Here is a 17,573-nt window from a genome sequence, read left to right on the forward strand (position 1 = left end):
TAAGTATCTGCTCAGCTGTTAAACTTTTCGAGATCAGGACTTTGGCGCAGAATTAATGGATGATCATGTGGAAACATATTTTGCAGCGATATTGGAAAGTAACTACTTTAAAAGAATCACCGGCCCAAACGCCGTATTCATTGTATTTACTAGTGATTTTGACGCTTCTTTTTTTTATTGTCGTTAGTGTCCAGTGGTCTTTAGTGGCCCCAAAAAAGCAGGCCTTTCAGGTACCCTTTCTGGCGGCAGCCATCCTTCTTGGGACTTATTTTATCTATACTTTATTTCTTTTATATCTGGCTGGAAAATCAGAACGACTTGTCCAAACGGTCAGCTCACTCTATGTGACCTATCTAATCATTCATTTACTTGCCTTTCCCTTGATTTTTTTCTCGCAAATTATGCTTGGCGAGCAAATTAATAATCTTCTTATGCTGCTTCTGCTGTTAATTTACTTAGTGGCGGCACTTTTCCTAACCGGTTGGCAATTTTTAGTGACTGCCAATATCTATCGGCATGCTTTGGATTTAAGCTTTGTTAATGGTATTCTAGCTTGCCTTGGATTAATGGCATTCAGCCTTCTAACTCTTTCTTTTATCCGGTGAAAAAATGCATCTACATATACTTGGTATTAGCGGTACATTTATGAGTGCTTTGGCACTACTGGCCAGGGAAGCGGGATTTACCGTTACTGGCAGTGACGCCAATTGTTATCCGCCCATCAGTGATTTGCTCGAAGCCAAAGGAATTGACTGGGTTGAGGGCTATGATGATGCATCAATGGCATTGAAGGCAGATTGTATTATCATAGGAAATGCAATTAAACGCGGTATGCCTGTACTGGAAGCGATTCTCGATGCAGATAAACCTTACACTTCTGGCCCTCAGTGGCTTGCAGAGCATATTCTCAGCCGATATCGGGTACTTGCAGTTGCAGGAACTCATGGAAAAACAACAACCACATCAATGCTTGCTCATATCCTGGATCAGGCCGGTCTGGAGCCAGGATTTCTGATTGGTGGGGTCGCTCCCAATTTTAATACCAGCAATCGTCTGGGCAAGGGTAAATGGTTTGTTATTGAAGCTGATGAATATGACAGTGCCTATTTTGATAAACGCCCGAAACTCATGCATTATCGTCCCGAAATCGCCTTGTTAAATAATCTTGAATTTGATCATGCCGATATTTATGCCAATCTGGAGGCTATTCAACAACAATTTCATTATTATTTGAAAACAATCCCTGCCAAAGGAGTTGTTCTCAAACCTCGCGATGATGCAGCGCTGAATGCTGTTGTAGAAAGAGGGGTATTTTCACGACTGGAAGAATTAGCTTTGAATGGCGATGCACAATGGCGTGCCGAGTTACTCGAGGAAACCGGGCGTGCTTTTCGTGTATGGCATCATGGCAAAATCGTAGCAGAGGTGAATTGGCCGCTGATAGGCCGCTTCAATGTCGAAAATGGCCTGGCAGCCATTGCGGCCAGTTCTCATACTGGTGTTAATCCCGAGGTTGCAGCCAGGGCACTCGAATCATTTCGTCCAGTCAAGCGTCGGCTTGAAGTAAAATCCGATCAGAATGGCATAACCGTTTATGATGATTTTGCCCACCATCCGACCGCAATCAGTAAAACCATTCAGGCTTTGAAGAACAGTCAGCGCCATAAGCGCATCACGGTCGTGCTGGAATTTGCTTCTTACACCATGAAAATGGGTGTACATGGCGATAAAATTCGAGACGCTTTACAAGAGGCTGACAAGGTTATTATTTTAAAGCCGCAGCATTTTAATCTGGACGGTTTGGTTAAAAACTGGAATTTTAGCTATAAAATTCTTCCTACCAGCACTGAAATTGTCAACGAAGTAGCGATTAACAGTCAGTCTGGCGATGCCATTCTGGTGATGAGTAATCGCGGGTTTGACAATATTCATCAGCAATTGACCGCAGCTATTGCCCAACGTGGTTGACGCTGTCTGTTCGATATGCCAAAAACTCTCAACCGCTGCGTTCCCCCATAAGCGTGGGGCGAAGCGGTTCGTCGGAAGTCCTGGCTTGCTTTTTGCACCTATAAAAACTTAGTTAATCGACTATTTATATTGCAAAATCTTTAACAGATTGTTATAAAAAAAAAGGTTCCCAAGGAAACTATGGATTGGGATTAGCAACGTCGCTGATTTTTAGCTGCGAGTGGATGCTTGTGGAGGGATGCCATGTCAGATTTTAAAGTTCTGCAAAAAAAAGCAATAAAACTCCCTGCGGATTTAACTCAAAGCAATAACACTGGGTTGTTCGGTACATTTTTCGGCTCCTGTTTACCTTTAAATCGAATCAATATTCAACATCTGAATGATGCAGAACTTCTGAAGCTGGTCGCAGAAAGCCTGAATTTTTATAAAGCCGCCAGCGAAAAGCTGAAATTCGATATCTTAGTGGGCATGTATATATTTATATGGGAGCGTCACGACAATCCGGTAGAGTGGATTTGGGATAAATCTTTATTTAACGCAATGCGAAATCACCTGGGAGTGGATGACATCCACAACCTCGAAAAAGAGTATTATGAGCGCGCACTGCTGTCCCTGCGGCATTATTTTACCTGGCTAAATGATAATCAAAACACAGTGGAATTAAACCCTACCTGGCTAGCTTTCCCACTGGATACCCAAAGTTTAATTCATGCATTGCTATGCGCGGAGCCCGAGGAAGAAAAGATTAGCTGGAATTGCGGCATTTTTAATTATTGTTAAAAGGAGCTCTCATGGGATATCGTAAGCCACCCTTATCGCATCTGTTAGAGAAAACAGCTTCGCTAAAGAAGGATTTTGTTCAAAAAGCCAGAGGCTATACTCCGCCTACTTATCAATATTTGTTTGAGCAATTAGATAAATTAAAAAAAGATTATGCGGAAGCCGCGGCTAAAAGCTATAAGACTAATGAAGAATATGTAACGCTGCTCATCCAAACGATGGCCTTACTACCCAGACCTGAGGAAATTGAAGAGAGAGCAAAGGCGCAAAATGTTGATCGTGATGAATATGAGGCGGAGTGCAGAGATATTTTGATGGGGGCTATATTCGATCGATTCTTTCGAATGAATACAGGATATAGTTCATGGTATTTCTGGGATCGCGAAAATAGTGTTTTATATACAAAATTACGAAAAATTCTGGATATAGAAAAGAACACAATCACAGATGCCAGGACTTTGTCCGAGTATTTCAAGAAACATCCTTATGCCTTGAAAGAATATCTCAAAGCCTATCATCGATTTTTAAATCAGGCCTACAAAACGGAAGGAACTGAATTTACCTGGCAAGCTTTGCCGCATGTCCGTGATCAGAAGGCACAATATTTTTTCAAATTAGAGGGATTTATATCCAACGCAAAAGAAAAAATAAATAAAGATAAAACCTATCATGATATAAAAAAGCAGATTCCTTATGTTCATTTTGTGTTATCCATGAAAAATTCTCTGGTCAGTTGTCAAACCAGAATTTCAGAAATAATTAATCAGTTAAAAATTCAGGCAGCGTCTGCTGGTCCGTTTAACGATGAAGATGCAATACTAGCCTGGGCTAGAACCCTGGTGCCGAGGGAATTGATGAGTGTGTTTGAATATTGTGCTGAACGCTTTGAGTTTAAAGAAGATGCTGACAACGTGGCAAGGTTTGTGGAGCATATACTTAGCCGATTGAACGGTATGTTGAGTCACTCTCTATTGGCAGTTTATATTATGTGCTCAGAGCAAATGAAGAAAAAAGATCTCAAAGAATCCATTCTTTATAAACTCTGCCATCATGCTATACATTCAGGACTTGGATTAATTGACCCTGAATCGGTTCATGATGCACTGGAGATTTTTGCGACTTTCAGGAGTAAATTGGGTGAGGTCTATGCTCCAGTATTAAAAAATACACCTTGGGAAAAGCTTGGAATAAAAGTGCTCAATGATGAATTTAATAATTTGACCGAGGAATACCAGCTACTGCTGCAAGGAAAAAATGCAGAGGAAAAACGCAGCAGTATGGTGCCTAGTTAGGGTTCAAGCTCCTGTATCAACAAAAGTTCTTCCCGCTGAGCGGGAAGAACTTAAAATCAATTAGCAATATGAAATTGCAAGCTGTCGTCTTCCCAACTTGCCTTAATGGTATCACCTGATTTGAATTCCCCGGTTAATAAGGCCTGAGCTAGCGGGTTTTCAAGCTTTTGTTGAATGATCCGTTTTAAGGGTCTGGCTCCATAGACGGGATCAAAGCCTGCTGCCGCCAGATGTGCAAGGGCATCCGGAGTTACTGAAAGCTGAATATCCTGCTGCTGCAGGCGCTGCTGTAAGTAACTGATTTGAATAGCGGCGATAGTAGCTATCTGCTCTTTGTTCAGGGGATGGAATACCACTGTATCATCAATGCGGTTTATGAATTCAGGGCGGAAATGCTGGGTGACAATTTCCATGACAGCGGCTTTTAGCTGTTCATAGCTCAGTTTTTTAGCCATATCCTGAATGAGATGAGAACCCAGATTGGAGGTCATGACGATTACTGCGTTGCGAAAATCAACAGTTCGTCCCTGTCCGTCGGTCAAACGTCCATCGTCCATGACCTGCAACAGGATATTGAAGACGTCCGAATGGGCCTTTTCGATTTCGTCCAGCAGGATGACCGAGTAGGGGCGTCGTCTGATAGCTTCAGTCAGATAACCGCCTTCTTCATAGCCTACGTAACCTGGAGGCGCGCCGATAAGACGAGCGACTGAATGCTTTTCCATAAATTCGGACATGTCGATACGCACCATTGCATCGCTGGTATCAAAAAGAAAGCTTGCCAGTGCCTTGCATAACTCCGTCTTACCAACTCCGGTAGGTCCAAGAAATAAGAAGGAACCAATCGGACGGTTGGGGTCTGACAGACCGGCACGCGAACGTCGGATGGCATTAGCTACGGCGTCAACGGCTTCATTCTGTCCAATCAGACGTTTGTGCAGGGCGTCTTCCATATGTAAAAGCTTTTCTCTCTCCCCTTCGAGCATTTTAGCGACAGGAATACCGGTCCATTTGGAGACGACATCCGCAATTTCCTCTTCGGTGACTTTGTTGCGTACCAGTCGATTTTCTGTTTTTTCGGCTTCATTAACTTTAGTTAATTGTTTTTCCAATTCAGGAATTCGTCCATACTGAAGCTCGGACATTCGGGTCAGATCTCCTGCACGTCTTGCCGTTTCCAGTTCCACTTTGGCCTGTTCCAAAGATTCCTTGATTTGGGTCGCACCCTGCAAGGAGGCTTTTTCAGACTTCCATACTTCCTCCAGATCAGCATAATTTCTTTCAAGCTCATCAATATTGGTTTGTAAATCCTGTAAACGCTTTTTGGAGGCCTCGTCATGTTCTTTTTTCAAGGCTTCACGCTCAATTTTCAATTGAATCAAGCGACGCTCGAGCTTATCCAGACTTTCTGGCTTGGAATCAATTTCCATGCGGATTTGGCTGGCCGCTTCATCGATTAAGTCAATGGCTTTATCGGGCAGCTGCCGGTCTGTAATATAGCGATAGGAGAGGGTGGCGGCGGCAACAATTGCCGGATCGGTAATTTCAACCCCATGATGAACTTCATAACGTTCTTTTAAGCCCCGAAGTATTGCGATCGTATCTTCTACGGACGGTTCGTCAACCAGCACTTTCTGAAAACGGCGCTCAAGAGCTGCGTCTTTTTCAATGTATTGACGGTATTCGTCTAAAGTGGTGGCGCCAATGCAATGAAGCTCGCCGCGCGCAAGGGCGGGTTTTAACATATTGCCGGCATCCATGGCGCCCTCTGCTTTACCCGCTCCTACCATTGTATGCAATTCATCGATGAAGAGAATGATCTGGCCCTCCTGCTTGGAGAGATCATTTAAAACGGCCTTTAAACGTTCTTCAAATTCACCGCGGTATTTGGCGCCGGCAATTAAAGCGCCCATATCAAGAGATAAGAGGCGTTTACTCTTTAAACCTTCTGGAACCTCACCATTGATGATACGCTGAGCAAGTCCTTCAACAATGGCTGTTTTACCGACGCCAGGTTCGCCAATGAGGACAGGATTATTCTTGGTTCGTCGCTGTAGTACCTGAATAGTTCGCCGAATTTCATCATCCCGGCCGATTACGGGATCAAGCTTTCCCTGCTCCGCTCTGGCGGTTAAATCGATGGTGTATTTTTCCAAAGCCTGCCGCTGCTCTTCAGCATTAGGATCATTGACTGCGGCTCCGCCCCGCAATTCATTAATAGCCTTTTCAATGGACTGAGTGGTGGCGCCTGCCTGTTTCAGAATTTTACTTAAATGACTGTCTTCACTGATAACAGCCAGTATGAACAGTTCGCTGGAGATATAGCTGTCTTTTTTTTGTTGAGAAAGTTTGTCAGTCAGATTAAGAAGCCGATTTAAGGCGTTGGATATATGAATTTCGCCGCCAGTGCCGCTGACTTTAGGGAGCTTTTCGAGCGCCTGATCAAGCAGGGTTTTAAACTCGGTAAGATTAACTGCCGCCTTTGCCAGCAAAGCGCGGCAACTGCCTCCTTGCTGATCGAGCAAGGCTTTCATAACATGTTCCGGCTCGATAAAGCCATTATCTTTCCCTAACGCTAAAGATTGTGCGTCAGCAAGGGCCATTTGGAACTTGGATGTTAACTTGTCCATGCGCATAAGAGGAACCTCTTTTTTGTTATTTAATTTACCCGCTATCTGCCGTAAAATGTGGGTTCATTTTTTAAAATCAAGTAGCCGCAACAATGAATAATCCTTCAGTAGAGAATTCTTCGGATTCTCAAGTCCTGCTAAATCAAATTGTAATTGAATTTATGAAAGAACAAAAACGCAAACGACGCTGGCGCTGGGTCTGGCGTATTCTGTTTTTGCTATTAATTGTATGGATTGTTTATGAGGCGGCCTGGGATACTGAAGAAAAGGGAGCGGGCAGCAAACCTCATGTCGGTTTAATTGATGTCAATGGCAGCATTTTTGATACACAGAGCAATAATGCCGAAAATTTTGCCAAAGGTTTGGATGCCGCTTATAAAAATAAAGGCTTAAAGGCATTGATTTTGCGAATCAACAGTCCTGGCGGCAGCCCGGTACAAGCCAGTTATATGTATAACTCATTAAAATACTATCGCAGCAAATATCCGGACGTAAAAGTGTATGCAGTGTGCGTGGATATTTGCGCATCGGCTGCATACTATGTCGCGGTTGGCGCTGATGAAATTTATGCGGATGAATCCAGTCTGGTAGGATCCATCGGAGTTTTATATAACGGCTTTGGTTTTGTAGATGCCATGCAGAAGCTCGGGATTACCAGGCGCTTGCAAACCGCAGGCACCAACAAGGGAATACTGGATCCATTTTCTCCAATCACGCCAGAGCAAACTCAGCTGATGCAAACCATGCTGGATGATATTCATCAGCAATTCATCGCCAAAGTTAAAGAAGGGCGGGGTACGCGTCTACTCATTGATGATCAGACATTTTCCGGTTTATTCTGGACAGGAACACAGGCTAAACAACGCGGTTTGATTGATGGTATTGCCAGCAGCGGCCAATTAGCGAGAGATACTATCAAAATTGATACGGTATCCGATTACACCTATAAACAAAGTGTATTTGAAAAAGTAAGCAAAAATATTGGAACCGCTATGGCTGATCAATTGCCCCTGGCTCTTGGTTTGAATACCGGGCTTCGATAGATAATCGTCTTTGCGAGCCTGGCGAAGCAATCCAGATCAAAACTCCGTTCGGGCACTGCTCTGGGTTGCTTTACTTTGTTCGCAAAGACAAAAAAAAGCGATATAAGTGGAAAAATGAGATTTAAAAAGAGCGGCTGATTAGTGACTTCAGATTCAGCAGAAAATTTCGTTTCATACTGCCGATTGCTGTCAGTATGGCGAATTTTGCTGCTTCTCTTAAAAAGGCAAAAATCCCTGAAGCCCGAATCATTTTCCATCCCACAAATACCAGTGGAAGCGCTCCAAGGGCAACCATGCGTTTATCACCCATGTTGTAGTCAAGATTTCGCTTATAATAGCGAACTTTACTCAACTCGAGCTTTAACCGCATGTCTGTCTGCATCAGCTCTTGGTAGATTTGTTGTCTCTGCTTCATCATGGATATCTTCCGGATGGTGAGAAAAATATTCTCGGGTTTTTTCAAAACTCATCTTTCTTATATTTGAAAGGGCAAGCCTGTAAATGGTATACATTATCCCCAGATTTATAACTACCACTAATAGTAAAGCTAGTGCGATACTGCCAAGGAGATAAAATAAACCATAGGCCACCAGCGACATTACCAGCAGCCATAAAGTCATGCTGATAATCAAAAACATGACTGTATGAATAATGAGAGGCAAAACCCCCATAGCTGCCAGTCTTGTTTCCAGCTGGAATACTTTCGCGAGTAACTTGTAGCTTTCCAGTTTACTGGAAACAAGGCCTGTTATCGATTCAAATAGGTTACTCATTTTATAGATAAAACTTTGGCCAACACGAACCCAATGCCTCCAGCGATTAATAATGCACTCAGCGGATTGGTTTTTACCTTTTCAGTTAACTCATCAGAATATTGTTTCACTGTTTCCTGCGCTTCATTCACTTTCTGGGCAATATTCTCCTGATAGAGTTCATTCGCCAGTTTTTTACCTTCTTCGAGAAGCTGACTAGCCGCTTCACCTACATGGGATTGTGATTTAAATCCAGATTGATTGCTCATTTGCGGTCCATTTGATCGTGGTTGATTAAGATTTGAATTTTCCATTTCATCGTTCCTTAACTAGTTGTCGATTATTCTTTAAAAAAATATCGTTACTAATTAAGTATAGTCTATGAATGAGATTTGTTATTTTTAAATGCTGTTTTAGTTTATTGAGGGAGCGAAGCTTGTCTCCAAGGACGTCACCGATGGTGAGTCCTCGAGACGGATAAGGATAATTGTTACTGTTTGTTACTCACCAAAGTGGGTACATCAGATGCCGCTGCTCCTTCAATTCGGGATGCTTTCGGCAAAGCGAATTTGCCAAAACTTGCCAAAAGACTGGCTGTGCCGGCTTTTACAGGAGCCTCGAAAGCTGCTTTTTCAACCGGACTAAACTGAGGCGCTTTATTTGAAATTAAGTCTGGCGTGTTGATTTTGTTTGTAAACCCGGAAACCTTCAGATGATATGCACCCTGGCTCTGATCAAACACCATCTTGACCGTTCCATTTAACTCACAGACCGGCACAATATTGCCTTTTGTTTTTCCGCTGACCTCTGCTGAGGCTCGCGGTATGACCTTTTCAATATCATCGTTACTGACCTGAACCAGCGATGAACCGTCACTGCCAATGGTGAAAAACTTCTGTGGATCTTCGACATCATCCAGATCGGCGGTGGAGCAGGTGAAGATTTTCAGATTAATTTTTGCAGAAATTTCTTGATTTTCAGGATTCTTAACCCAATCGATGTGGCCTTTCACCATACCGCGCTCAAGAATAAAATCCGGGTTATTGGCTAGCTGCATGCTATGGGTGAATTCCTGCAGAAGAATCGCTTCAAGAAACTGGCCGCCAAAATGATACATCTTATTAGCCTTTGAGTTGGCGGTATCAATCTGCTCTCCTGTGAAGTTTTCGATGGCCTGCCGAATCCAGGGATCATTATTATCATTACTGTCTTTGGCTGTGATCGCTTTTCCATTAAGAGTCACTCCTTTGCGCTGAATATCTTTAATGATGGTAGCACTATCTGGAAGCTGCGCCTGCTGGCTCGTCAATTCCAAATCAAAAAATGATTGAGTGCTTTGTAATTGCTCTGCACTGTATTTCACTTTACTAACAGGAATCTGACCTTCGGCATGATTGCGGGATAACTGATAACTGTTCAGTAAAGATTCATGCAGCTTTATCAGCAGACTGCTTATCTCGATATCTCCTTCCGGGATAATAATAGAAAGTTTTTTTGCTGATGGAGCGGGTATAGATTGGGCTTTGTCCAGTATTCGATACTGTTTGCTGTCCAGGTAGTCTTTAAAATGAATTGCCGCAGTAGCTCCTTCGGGTTTAATAAGCAGATTCTCCACAGTAGATATCGCACAAGCCAGGTCACTGATACTCATCGTATCGTTTAAAGACAGGGCTTCGTCCAACTGCTTAAGAAATGCTGCTTTATTATTGGTACTGAAATATCCATGCTTTTCTTGACGAACTAATTGTCTTAATTGTTCCAGGATGTTGCTTTGTACGGTAACTGCCGTTTGCTTGGTTTTCATATAATTTTAAAACTTAATGTACACCCTGCGTATAATATGGTATAAACATTAAGGCCGTATTAAGTACAAAAGAGAATCAAAGTGACCGGTTTTTTTAATAGAAGTGGGGCGGTGGTCCCAGAAAATAAAGAGGCAAACCAAAGTTGGTATTACGTTCCTGTACTTGAGCAGTATAGAAATCAGACCGCTGGGAACAAGCGAATGTGGCTCTGCGCCAGCCAGAGTAATGTGGTGCGTCAATTTTATACATCCACAGACTCTTTAAAAAAAGCACTATCTTCACGTCTGGGTGCTCATCAAACCCTATCCTGCTACAAAGTGTGGCTTAGTGCTGAACAGAAAGAAAATCTTGCTCAATTAAACAATAATCCCGAGATCTTCACTGCTGCAATTTCATTGCAAAGCACTCAAATCAGATCATTGATTAAATTACGTGAGCAGGAAATTGAGGAAGTGAATCCCAATTTTGGCGAAGCTGTTTCTGCTTCTGCCTCCTGTGCTGCCTGAGTAATAAGCAGCCCTATTCACTTTTAAAAAAATCCCCTCTCCCAAGCTGGGAGAGGGCTAGGGTGAGGGTTGATTTTAATCCCTCTCTCTAACTCTCTCCCTGAGGGAGAGAGGATTTCGTAGGGCCCCCCTGATTTAAGCGGAGCAAAAATGGCTAAAAAACAATATAGCATTAAAGAACTGCAACAATTTAATACCATGAAATCCTGTGTTGAAGTACCAGCAGGAATTCCGGAAGAAATACGGGTCGCCCCCCAAACGCACATTACTCGTATTTTCAGAGAGCGTAATACCCAATGCGGCAATCAGTTCTTTGGTCACTGTTTACCCAGGAAGCCGGAGGAACCGGATACAGCAGCGAGCGCTATTCTGGTAATGTAGGCTTATTGTAGCTGCTTCCAGGATTGACGGCCGAAAATCTGTGGTCCCGGGTTTTCACCTACTTTTTGAATACCGCCGCTGGTTCCTGGCATGTATTTGTATTCTTTACTGCCGGCATTCAATATAGAAGGGCTGGCAATAAGACCCACTTCCGATTTAATGCCGCTAGGTGTTACAGTGCCTCCGCCATCACTGGAGGTGACTGAATCGGCGGTGGTAAACGCGCCGTCTCCATTCAAATCAAATACATTATAATTCAGACGGCTTCCCGTCAGCGCATTTAATTCCATAAGCCAGCTTTCACCGCCGAAATCGCAGGGATCAGAGGTGGGGATAACGGTTGCAAAAATGATTTTGCCGTTTAAGTAAGTGAGATTGGAAATAACGCGCTCCCCTCTGGCCTGACCATTCACCACTAAATCGAGAAACCAGCCGCGATCATTATTCGCTAACAGATTCGAACTGGTCACCCGAGTGTTTCCCTGCTCCGATAAAATAGTCTGCTGACGAAGCTGGTCGCGTCGTATTTGAGATGTATTGTCATCTCTTAAGGCATAGACAGATTGCACGCTCAAATCAGTTTTATCACTGGGTTCAAGGTATTTGCCTGTTCCGATGTAAACCTGTAAGGCTGAAGCACTGAAAGTCACTCGCGAAATCTCGGGTTTGGTAGTGATTGGCTGACGTTTTCCAGTGCTGTCCGCCGCTACAAAAAGAGGCAGAGGCTGATTTCCCTGCTTATACCAGAAGTCCCACTGGGACGGATTAGCCGATGAAATATCAATCTTCCATAAGTTACCGAACAGATCACCCGCATAGATAATATTAGCGATCGAATTACCATCGGTATCGACCACCGCTGGCGAGGCCATCCCGTTTGGACGCCCAAGGCTTAGCGGATCACCACTCATGCCAACCCCGGTATCCAGCTTTTTAATCAGCTCACCGGTATCAATATCTACAATATAAATAACCGCGTTACCCGTGGTGCTGGCGAAACCGTCACTGGCTGTATTGTTATAGCCATTGCCAAAAACAGCTGCCCAGCGGCCATTCGCCAATCGTACAATGGACGCCTGTCCATAAGTAAATCCCAGGTCCACATCATCGCTGTCGGTAAACTCCCATTTCACAATGTTGGCGGCATTATTTTCATTAAACTGGGTCGGAGTAGTAACATCCAGAGCGAAAACTCCCTGGCCGCCGCCTCCCAGCGTACCGACCAGTGCTGTTCGCCACTGGGAATTAATAAACACATCAACCACGGTCGGTGAGCCATCGACATAGAATTGATGGGTGTAATTAGGATCAGTTAACAAATTGAGCTTGGGAAACACTTCAGCAGGCACATAGGCGAATAGTTCATTTCCTGCCTTTGCATCAAAGGCGTGCAGCATACCATCATTAGCACCGACATAAATAACGCTCTGCCGATTGATATTATTTTGACGAAATGTGCTGTATGGAGCCGTATTTTCCGGGGCATTATCCGGCCAGACGGCTGGGTAGTTCTGATTAGGCGCTCCAACAACAACGGCTTGTGAATTAATAATATCGCCAAGCAGGGTTTTTCGATTACGGAATGTGCCGCCATTTTTCTGTTCAAGCGATTGATCACCCCTTAAATAATTAAGACGGCTGCCTCCAAGATTGTCACTTAGCGCATTCTGAGGATTGGTGTTAAGGGCGCTAATCTGTGCTGAATCGAGATCGGATATACCAGGAAAAGAAGGGGCGCCAGGCCATCTGAATTTAATTCCTTTTTGGGTTGAGGGTTTAAAAGTCAGTATTTTTCGACCAGTGTTAAAGTTTTGCAGGCTGAGAAGTTGACCCGCATCCCAGACAGAGCCTCGTGGACCACTACCGGTGGCAAGAATATTGCCGCTTGTTTCGTCAATAGGAAAGGCCAGTAATTGGCCGCTCCAGTCTTTGGTTTGAAAGATGGCCTGATAAATAAAGGTATCGGATGAGAGAAAACCGCTGCTTAGGGCGGCTGAAGAGAATGAGCCCGCCCGATCTACTATCTGAGAGAAGGCTTTGGCCAGTTGCGCCCGCAGGCTATTGGCATTAGTGACCAGGAAGTAATTATCAGGATCCCCGCTGTTTGAGGTATCAAATTCCCCCTGAATGTCAGGAACATTATTCGCATTGGAATCATTAAATCCTCCCCATTTCGCAGCATACCAAAGCGGCGAATTGAAAATAATGGCCGAAGGGGTATTGCTGGGAGTAAAGGTCCTTGTCGTGGATATTGGTAATGCCGCTTTATCTTGCCAGGCTTGTCCAGGCAATTTTCCAGGCGGAGTATCCAGAAAATAATCGACATCATTGATCGCAGCGGTATCGCTGTCTCTCACCTCGAGATAGACCCCATCGGCGGTGGTACCTGAAATGACATATCCTAGGTGTTGATTAATGCCACCCGCAGCATAAATCGTTTCAGTGCTGATCGTTAAGGTATTATTCGCGTTGACTGTAATCGTATACTTAACCACCGCATCCATATCGAAATCAGCGCCTTGCTGCAAATCGGCAAAATTGACCCGGAAAATCCCGCCGGTGTTAGAGAGTGACTCAATATAAAAATCAACGATTTCATTGGTTGGTTGATATTGGCCTTGCTCCGCATTGATATTTAAACCTGCAACTGATTTTGCGAAGGGAACAATAGTGACAATATTATTTCCCACCTTGAATTTTATTTCGGGTTGCGGTGAAGAGAGGGCGACAATGTATGACTTCACATTTTGCGTGCCTCTTGCGCTATTCAAGTCATTTATCCAGCCATAATAGGCAGCACTTGCTGCATAATAACTGCCTTCCGAGTTTGCTTCCTGCGGAGCGAGTCCTCGTATATTACCAAAGCTGGTCACGGTCTTTGGTGTGGGGGCACCATTGGCTACTGCGCCGGATTGACCGATGAAAGCCGAGACACTGGTAAATCCCTCTCGATTAAAAATAGTTTGAGCCAGCGAGGATGCATTCAGTGCAGGATTTAAATCGCTGCTTGCCGTATTAAATGAGTTTCCCGGCACCTGATCGCTGTCATAAGAAGGATAGAGATCGCTAATTACCAATAGATTGGCCTGAGAGCAATATGGATAGATGCTATAAGGGTTTTGCCAACCCGGCTTTGGCAGGCCAAGCGTCGCATCGGTTCCACTGGAATAGTCGAAACTGGGAGTGGGGGAACCTTTGCCGCCGAGATAGCGTAAAGCTTCATACATAATTTCGCCAATTGGATTCCCCCACATCTCACATTCCCCATTGACAATATTTCTGGTACTGATGAATCCACAGGAATAGTTATAATTGCTATCAAAGCCGGTGACTGTTAACTTGTTAATCGTCGAAATAATGCCATTCACCGCCGTAAACTGACCGGTATTTAAATTGATTTCATCGGTGATACTTGAAATATTTTTTCTCAATACACCGCCCGCCAGATTGTTCTTGTAAGAGCCGGTCATAAGGCCAAAGAGCATCGAATTATTTTCACCAAACTCCTGGAGAAGCCCGATAGGTTTATATTGACCATTGGGATAAGCCCGGCAGTTGCTTTCAAGTCCAACGCTAGAGTCACACACTTTGACTCTTACCGTATAGTCAGTGATCCCGAGAATAAGGGGACCACTACTGCCATTAAGCGCTCGGCTGCCGGCGACCGGCACCTCAATGCTGACCCACTCCCATATGCGATAGGGTTGATTAGTTGCCACGCGCAATAAGGGGGCACTGGTTCCATTTCTAAGTGTGGTATTGACAAATAAATGACGCGTGCCCAATAAGGGCGGGAGGAGGGGAGTATAGTCGCTTATATTATACCCATCGACAGCGAAACTGGTATACTCTTTACCCCAGCTATGCCCGTCTTGTGGAATATAGGTTCGTTCAAGAATGGTTTGATTGAGCGCATCATTGGAGCGATATCCGCCATAAAGTACTTTTCTTATCGCGTCCAGTCTGGCCGTAGTTACATAGTTTAGAAAATTTCCACTCCAGGCGCCAATACATTTTTTAGTGCTGGTTACTGAAATAGGATAAAAAAATTGCTGCAGGCCGCTGTAACCATAACATTTATAGCTATCATAATACCCATAGTAGTCAATGTCTGGATTGAACCGTAAATCAATAATATCATCGCCATTAATATCTGATGCATCATTGTAAGCTTCAAAGTAGAGCTTATGGTCTCGCTCAAGAATCAGCATCGTCAAGGGAGCTACTGAAGAAGAAATAAACAAAGGGGTTTGCGATAAGTTCAGGGTTGCGGCCTGACTGGTCAGGATTCCAAAACACAAAAGGCAAACTATAAGCAGGAGTCGTTTCATTAAAACCTCCTTCCCACTGTGGTCTGCAATACGGTAATTGCCTCATCCGTAAAACCATAACCTCTTCCGGTAACCTGGTAGTAATAAACCCCTTTGCTTCGAGATGACGAGGTTCCAATCACAGGAGAATCAGGCACAAATTGTAGAAACTCAATAATAAATCGCGGTTTAGAGCTTGCTTGTTTCAGGGTGGAGCTATACTCAGCAGAGTTGCTTTTCCACCAGCTGTCTGACTGACTGGCAAAATCAAGATTTTGATAGGGCTCCTGAACACAGGGAAAGCTCGGGCAGAGTGTGTAAAGGGTGGGCTGCCTGCTTTGACGAAGTAACCAGTTTTCTCCGGCAACTAAAGCAGTTTCTGCAGATGCAAAGGACATTTCCTTATTTTGCATATTGGCGGACATTCTTTCCTGCATTTGCGTTACCTGAACGGCACTGATGGCTAATAGGGTAATTACAAGCAGTAAAAGCAGGCTAACTGCCAGTGTGGCTCCTCTCTGGTTTATACGAAAATCACTTTTCATAAGGGGAGTCCTCGATTACGCAAGGTAACAAAAATAGTCCATTCCCGTCGGAGCTTGCGATCACCTGGAGTAAGGCTGCCCCCGTTGTAAGAATAGGACATTGCCTTGTCGGCCACATTTTCAACCGTGGCCAGGAGCAGATTAATTTGGACTGAAATGACATTATTCCAATTATCGCCGCTTTGAACCTGAGCTGCTGTCTGATAGGTATCGACCGTGTTATCGCCATTGGTGTCGACGCCGTAGCTAATGCGCATCTGCTCAATTCCTTCTGCTATCTCGTCCTCATTTCCATTCCTGTCTTGCCGGACCAAAGCCAAAACAGCCTGATTTTGAGCATTTACCCGCCCGGTATCTTTTATGTAGTAGGAATAATAATCAAATATGGCTATCTGGGCAGTACGCAGATAGGCCACACTTAAATCATTAGAAGTGTTTTGATTTGAAGAATGGGTAATGGCGGTAGCATTGCTGTTGGATCCGGCAATGAATATATCCCCTACAGAGCAATCAGTAATCATCAAAGGGGTTCCAGCTTCAATTCCCATGCGATCATAGACCAGAATAGGATTGTTTGGTCTATTCATGTCATCACGAAGCTGTACTCCAAGACTGGATGCCTTGCGTATTTCGATAACATCGCTCCCCGTGACGGATTTTCCCTGCAGGTTTGCGGGCAGGCTCGGGCTGAATGTGGATCCAACGCCATCATAACCGCGCAAGGGTTTGTCATAATCTAGCATGGTTGATAAATTTTTTATTAAATTGGTCACCTTGACTTGTCGCTGGTTTGCGCAGCCCTGATAGCCCGCCATCCGGAGATCATAACTCAGCATGTAATCGGCATAACGTCCATTTTCCTGCAGTCTGGCAAGCGCGTCCTGAATGACAAAGGTGGTTTTATTACTGAGATAGACTATAGAAATACTGGCTACCAAAAGAGTCCCCAGACTTATGGCAATCATAAATTCAATAATGGAAAATCCTTGCGCACTTCTTTGTAAACTGCTCATAACTCAACATCCATGGTAAGACAAGCCAAATCGACCCGATAGTTGCCGCTGCAATTCATCCCAGTGGCACCGGTACGGTCATTGTCCCAGCGAATAATAATTGTAAATACATTGCCATTACGAGTGACACTGCCCTGTCCATTGGGTAGTAGCTGACTGTTTGTCTGATTCCATTGATAGAGATCGCGCTGGGCGATTTGCGACATACTGCAAGTGCTGCAGTTAGGATTTGTGGAAAGACCAGACATATTATTGTAAGAGCCCGCTTGCACCCCTGCAGGATTAGCCATCATGCGGTCAAACATATTACTCATCTGGGAAATGGCAATCGAACGCAGATAAGCGGAATGATTGTAGCGAACCGCGTTGGTCTGCAATGAGGCAATACCTAATAAGCCAATGGCCAGGATTACTGTGCTGATGAGGACCTCAAGCAAACTGAATCCTTCCTGTTTGCTTAGCATGTGCATAGGAGTTCGGAGTAATGAATGTTAATTTGGGCTTGCAAGAAGTATGCCAGATATACCCGGGATTTTAAAATTACCTGT

16 protein-coding genes are annotated in these 17,573 nt (G+C 44.2%); 7 read left to right on the plus strand and 9 right to left on the minus strand.

What is annotated here, in order from left to right:
• Window positions 1-65 precede the first annotated feature (65 nt).
• From LXA66_RS13910 to LXA66_RS13925, 4 genes are all read left to right on the plus strand, one after another.
• Complete coding sequence (locus tag LXA66_RS13910) at window positions 66-605, plus strand: hypothetical protein (protein WP_112218247.1); 540 nt, start codon at window positions 66-68, stop codon at window positions 603-605.
• 4 nt (window positions 606-609) lie between these two features.
• Window positions 610-1,968: a UDP-N-acetylmuramate:L-alanyl-gamma-D-glutamyl-meso-diaminopimelate ligase gene (gene mpl / locus LXA66_RS13915; RefSeq protein WP_233013638.1), complete on the plus strand. Its 1,359-nt coding sequence runs from the start codon at window positions 610-612 to the stop codon at window positions 1,966-1,968.
• 243 nt (window positions 1,969-2,211) lie between these two features.
• The gene (locus tag LXA66_RS13920) at window positions 2,212-2,748 is read left to right on the plus strand and encodes a hypothetical protein (RefSeq protein ID WP_233013639.1); all 537 of its coding nucleotides are present in this window, start codon (window positions 2,212-2,214) and stop codon (window positions 2,746-2,748) included.
• Between the two features lie 11 nt (window positions 2,749-2,759).
• The gene (locus tag LXA66_RS13925) at window positions 2,760-4,040 is read left to right on the plus strand and encodes a hypothetical protein (RefSeq protein WP_233013640.1); all 1,281 of its coding nucleotides are present in this window, start codon (window positions 2,760-2,762) and stop codon (window positions 4,038-4,040) included.
• A gap of 56 nt (window positions 4,041-4,096) precedes the next feature.
• On the opposite strand, the gene clpB is transcribed toward LXA66_RS13925, so the two are convergent.
• Window positions 4,097-6,676 carry an ATP-dependent chaperone ClpB gene (clpB, locus tag LXA66_RS13930; RefSeq protein WP_112218243.1) on the minus strand — a complete coding sequence of 860 codons (2,580 nt, stop codon included), beginning with the start codon at window positions 6,674-6,676 and terminating at the stop codon, window positions 4,097-4,099.
• An 86-nt stretch (window positions 6,677-6,762) separates the two neighbouring features.
• Here clpB and LXA66_RS13935 point away from each other — a divergent pair, with 86 nt between their 5' ends.
• Entirely contained in the window at window positions 6,763-7,713 is a 951-nt protein-coding gene (locus LXA66_RS13935; RefSeq protein WP_112218242.1) for a S49 family peptidase, read from the plus strand.
• 121 nt (window positions 7,714-7,834) lie between these two features.
• Here the strand turns inward: LXA66_RS13935 and LXA66_RS13940 are convergent, their stop codons facing one another.
• From LXA66_RS13940 to LXA66_RS13955, 4 genes are all read right to left on the minus strand, one after another.
• Window positions 7,835-8,083: a hypothetical protein gene (locus LXA66_RS13940; RefSeq protein WP_233013641.1), complete on the minus strand. Its 249-nt coding sequence runs from the start codon at window positions 8,081-8,083 to the stop codon at window positions 7,835-7,837.
• A complete protein-coding gene (locus tag LXA66_RS13945; RefSeq protein ID WP_233013642.1) occupies window positions 8,058-8,486 on the minus strand; it encodes a hypothetical protein in 429 nt (142 codons plus the stop codon). The genes LXA66_RS13940 and LXA66_RS13945 overlap by 26 nt, the downstream gene beginning before the upstream one ends.
• Window positions 8,483-8,779 carry a hypothetical protein gene (locus LXA66_RS13950; protein WP_233013643.1) on the minus strand — a complete coding sequence of 99 codons (297 nt, stop codon included), beginning with the start codon at window positions 8,777-8,779 and terminating at the stop codon, window positions 8,483-8,485. Before LXA66_RS13950 ends, LXA66_RS13945 begins: the two co-directional genes overlap by 4 nt.
• Window positions 8,780-8,955: 176 nt before the next feature.
• Window positions 8,956-10,269 carry a hypothetical protein gene (locus LXA66_RS13955; protein ID WP_233013644.1) on the minus strand — a complete coding sequence of 438 codons (1,314 nt, stop codon included), beginning with the start codon at window positions 10,267-10,269 and terminating at the stop codon, window positions 8,956-8,958.
• 81 nt (window positions 10,270-10,350) lie between these two features.
• Here LXA66_RS13955 and LXA66_RS13960 point away from each other — a divergent pair, with 81 nt between their 5' ends.
• Window positions 10,351-10,776 carry a hypothetical protein gene (locus LXA66_RS13960; RefSeq protein WP_233013645.1) on the plus strand — a complete coding sequence of 142 codons (426 nt, stop codon included), beginning with the start codon at window positions 10,351-10,353 and terminating at the stop codon, window positions 10,774-10,776.
• Between the two features lie 150 nt (window positions 10,777-10,926).
• Window positions 10,927-11,157: a hypothetical protein gene (locus LXA66_RS13965; RefSeq protein ID WP_233013646.1), complete on the plus strand. Its 231-nt coding sequence runs from the start codon at window positions 10,927-10,929 to the stop codon at window positions 11,155-11,157.
• Between the two features lie 2 nt (window positions 11,158-11,159).
• On the opposite strand, the gene LXA66_RS13970 is transcribed toward LXA66_RS13965, so the two are convergent.
• The 4 genes from LXA66_RS13970 to pilV are packed head-to-tail and all read right to left on the minus strand — an operon-like array spanning window position 11,160 to window position 17,495.
• Window positions 11,160-15,488: a pilus assembly protein gene (locus tag LXA66_RS13970; RefSeq protein WP_233013647.1), complete on the minus strand. Its 4,329-nt coding sequence runs from the start codon at window positions 15,486-15,488 to the stop codon at window positions 11,160-11,162.
• Entirely contained in the window at window positions 15,488-16,012 is a 525-nt protein-coding gene (locus LXA66_RS13975; RefSeq protein ID WP_233013648.1) for a PilX N-terminal domain-containing pilus assembly protein, read from the minus strand. The genes LXA66_RS13970 and LXA66_RS13975 overlap by 1 nt, the downstream gene beginning before the upstream one ends.
• Entirely contained in the window at window positions 16,009-17,025 is a 1,017-nt protein-coding gene (locus LXA66_RS13980; RefSeq protein WP_233013649.1) for a PilW family protein, read from the minus strand. The genes LXA66_RS13975 and LXA66_RS13980 overlap by 4 nt, the downstream gene beginning before the upstream one ends.
• Complete coding sequence (gene pilV / locus LXA66_RS13985) at window positions 17,022-17,495, minus strand: type IV pilus modification protein PilV (protein ID WP_112218233.1); 474 nt, start codon at window positions 17,493-17,495, stop codon at window positions 17,022-17,024. Before pilV ends, LXA66_RS13980 begins: the two co-directional genes overlap by 4 nt.
• Window positions 17,496-17,573: the final 78 nt, after the last annotated feature.

The sequence above is a fragment of the Legionella sp. 16cNR16C genome (assembly GCF_021297775.1).
In the GTDB taxonomy this organism is placed as follows: Bacteria; Pseudomonadota; Gammaproteobacteria; order Legionellales; family Legionellaceae; genus Legionella_C; species Legionella_C quinlivanii_A.

What these genes read in the sequence shown, in the direction of transcription:
- LXA66_RS13910 (WP_112218247.1), top strand. Translation starts at nt 66, where the DNA reads ATGTGGAAACATATTTTGCAGCGATATTGGAAAGTAACTACTTTAAAA.
- mpl (WP_233013638.1), top strand. Translation starts at nt 610, where the DNA reads ATGCATCTACATATACTTGGTATTAGCGGTACATTTATGAGTGCTTTG.
- LXA66_RS13920 (WP_233013639.1), top strand. Translation starts at nt 2,212, where the DNA reads ATGTCAGATTTTAAAGTTCTGCAAAAAAAAGCAATAAAACTCCCTGCG.
- LXA66_RS13925 (WP_233013640.1), top strand. Translation starts at nt 2,760, where the DNA reads ATGGGATATCGTAAGCCACCCTTATCGCATCTGTTAGAGAAAACAGCT.
- clpB (WP_112218243.1), bottom strand. Translation starts at nt 6,676, where the DNA reads ATGCGCATGGACAAGTTAACATCCAAGTTCCAAATGGCCCTTGCTGAC.
- LXA66_RS13935 (WP_112218242.1), top strand. Translation starts at nt 6,763, where the DNA reads ATGAATAATCCTTCAGTAGAGAATTCTTCGGATTCTCAAGTCCTGCTA.
- LXA66_RS13940 (WP_233013641.1), bottom strand. Translation starts at nt 8,083, where the DNA reads ATGCGGTTAAAGCTCGAGTTGAGTAAAGTTCGCTATTATAAGCGAAAT.
- LXA66_RS13945 (WP_233013642.1), bottom strand. Translation starts at nt 8,486, where the DNA reads ATGAGTAACCTATTTGAATCGATAACAGGCCTTGTTTCCAGTAAACTG.
- LXA66_RS13950 (WP_233013643.1), bottom strand. Translation starts at nt 8,779, where the DNA reads ATGGAAAATTCAAATCTTAATCAACCACGATCAAATGGACCGCAAATG.
- LXA66_RS13955 (WP_233013644.1), bottom strand. Translation starts at nt 10,269, where the DNA reads ATGAAAACCAAGCAAACGGCAGTTACCGTACAAAGCAACATCCTGGAA.
- LXA66_RS13965 (WP_233013646.1), top strand. Translation starts at nt 10,927, where the DNA reads ATGGCTAAAAAACAATATAGCATTAAAGAACTGCAACAATTTAATACC.
- LXA66_RS13970 (WP_233013647.1), bottom strand. Translation starts at nt 15,488, where the DNA reads ATGAAACGACTCCTGCTTATAGTTTGCCTTTTGTGTTTTGGAATCCTG.
- LXA66_RS13975 (WP_233013648.1), bottom strand. Translation starts at nt 16,012, where the DNA reads ATGAAAAGTGATTTTCGTATAAACCAGAGAGGAGCCACACTGGCAGTT.
- LXA66_RS13980 (WP_233013649.1), bottom strand. Translation starts at nt 17,025, where the DNA reads ATGAGCAGTTTACAAAGAAGTGCGCAAGGATTTTCCATTATTGAATTT.
- pilV (WP_112218233.1), bottom strand. Translation starts at nt 17,495, where the DNA reads ATGCACATGCTAAGCAAACAGGAAGGATTCAGTTTGCTTGAGGTCCTC.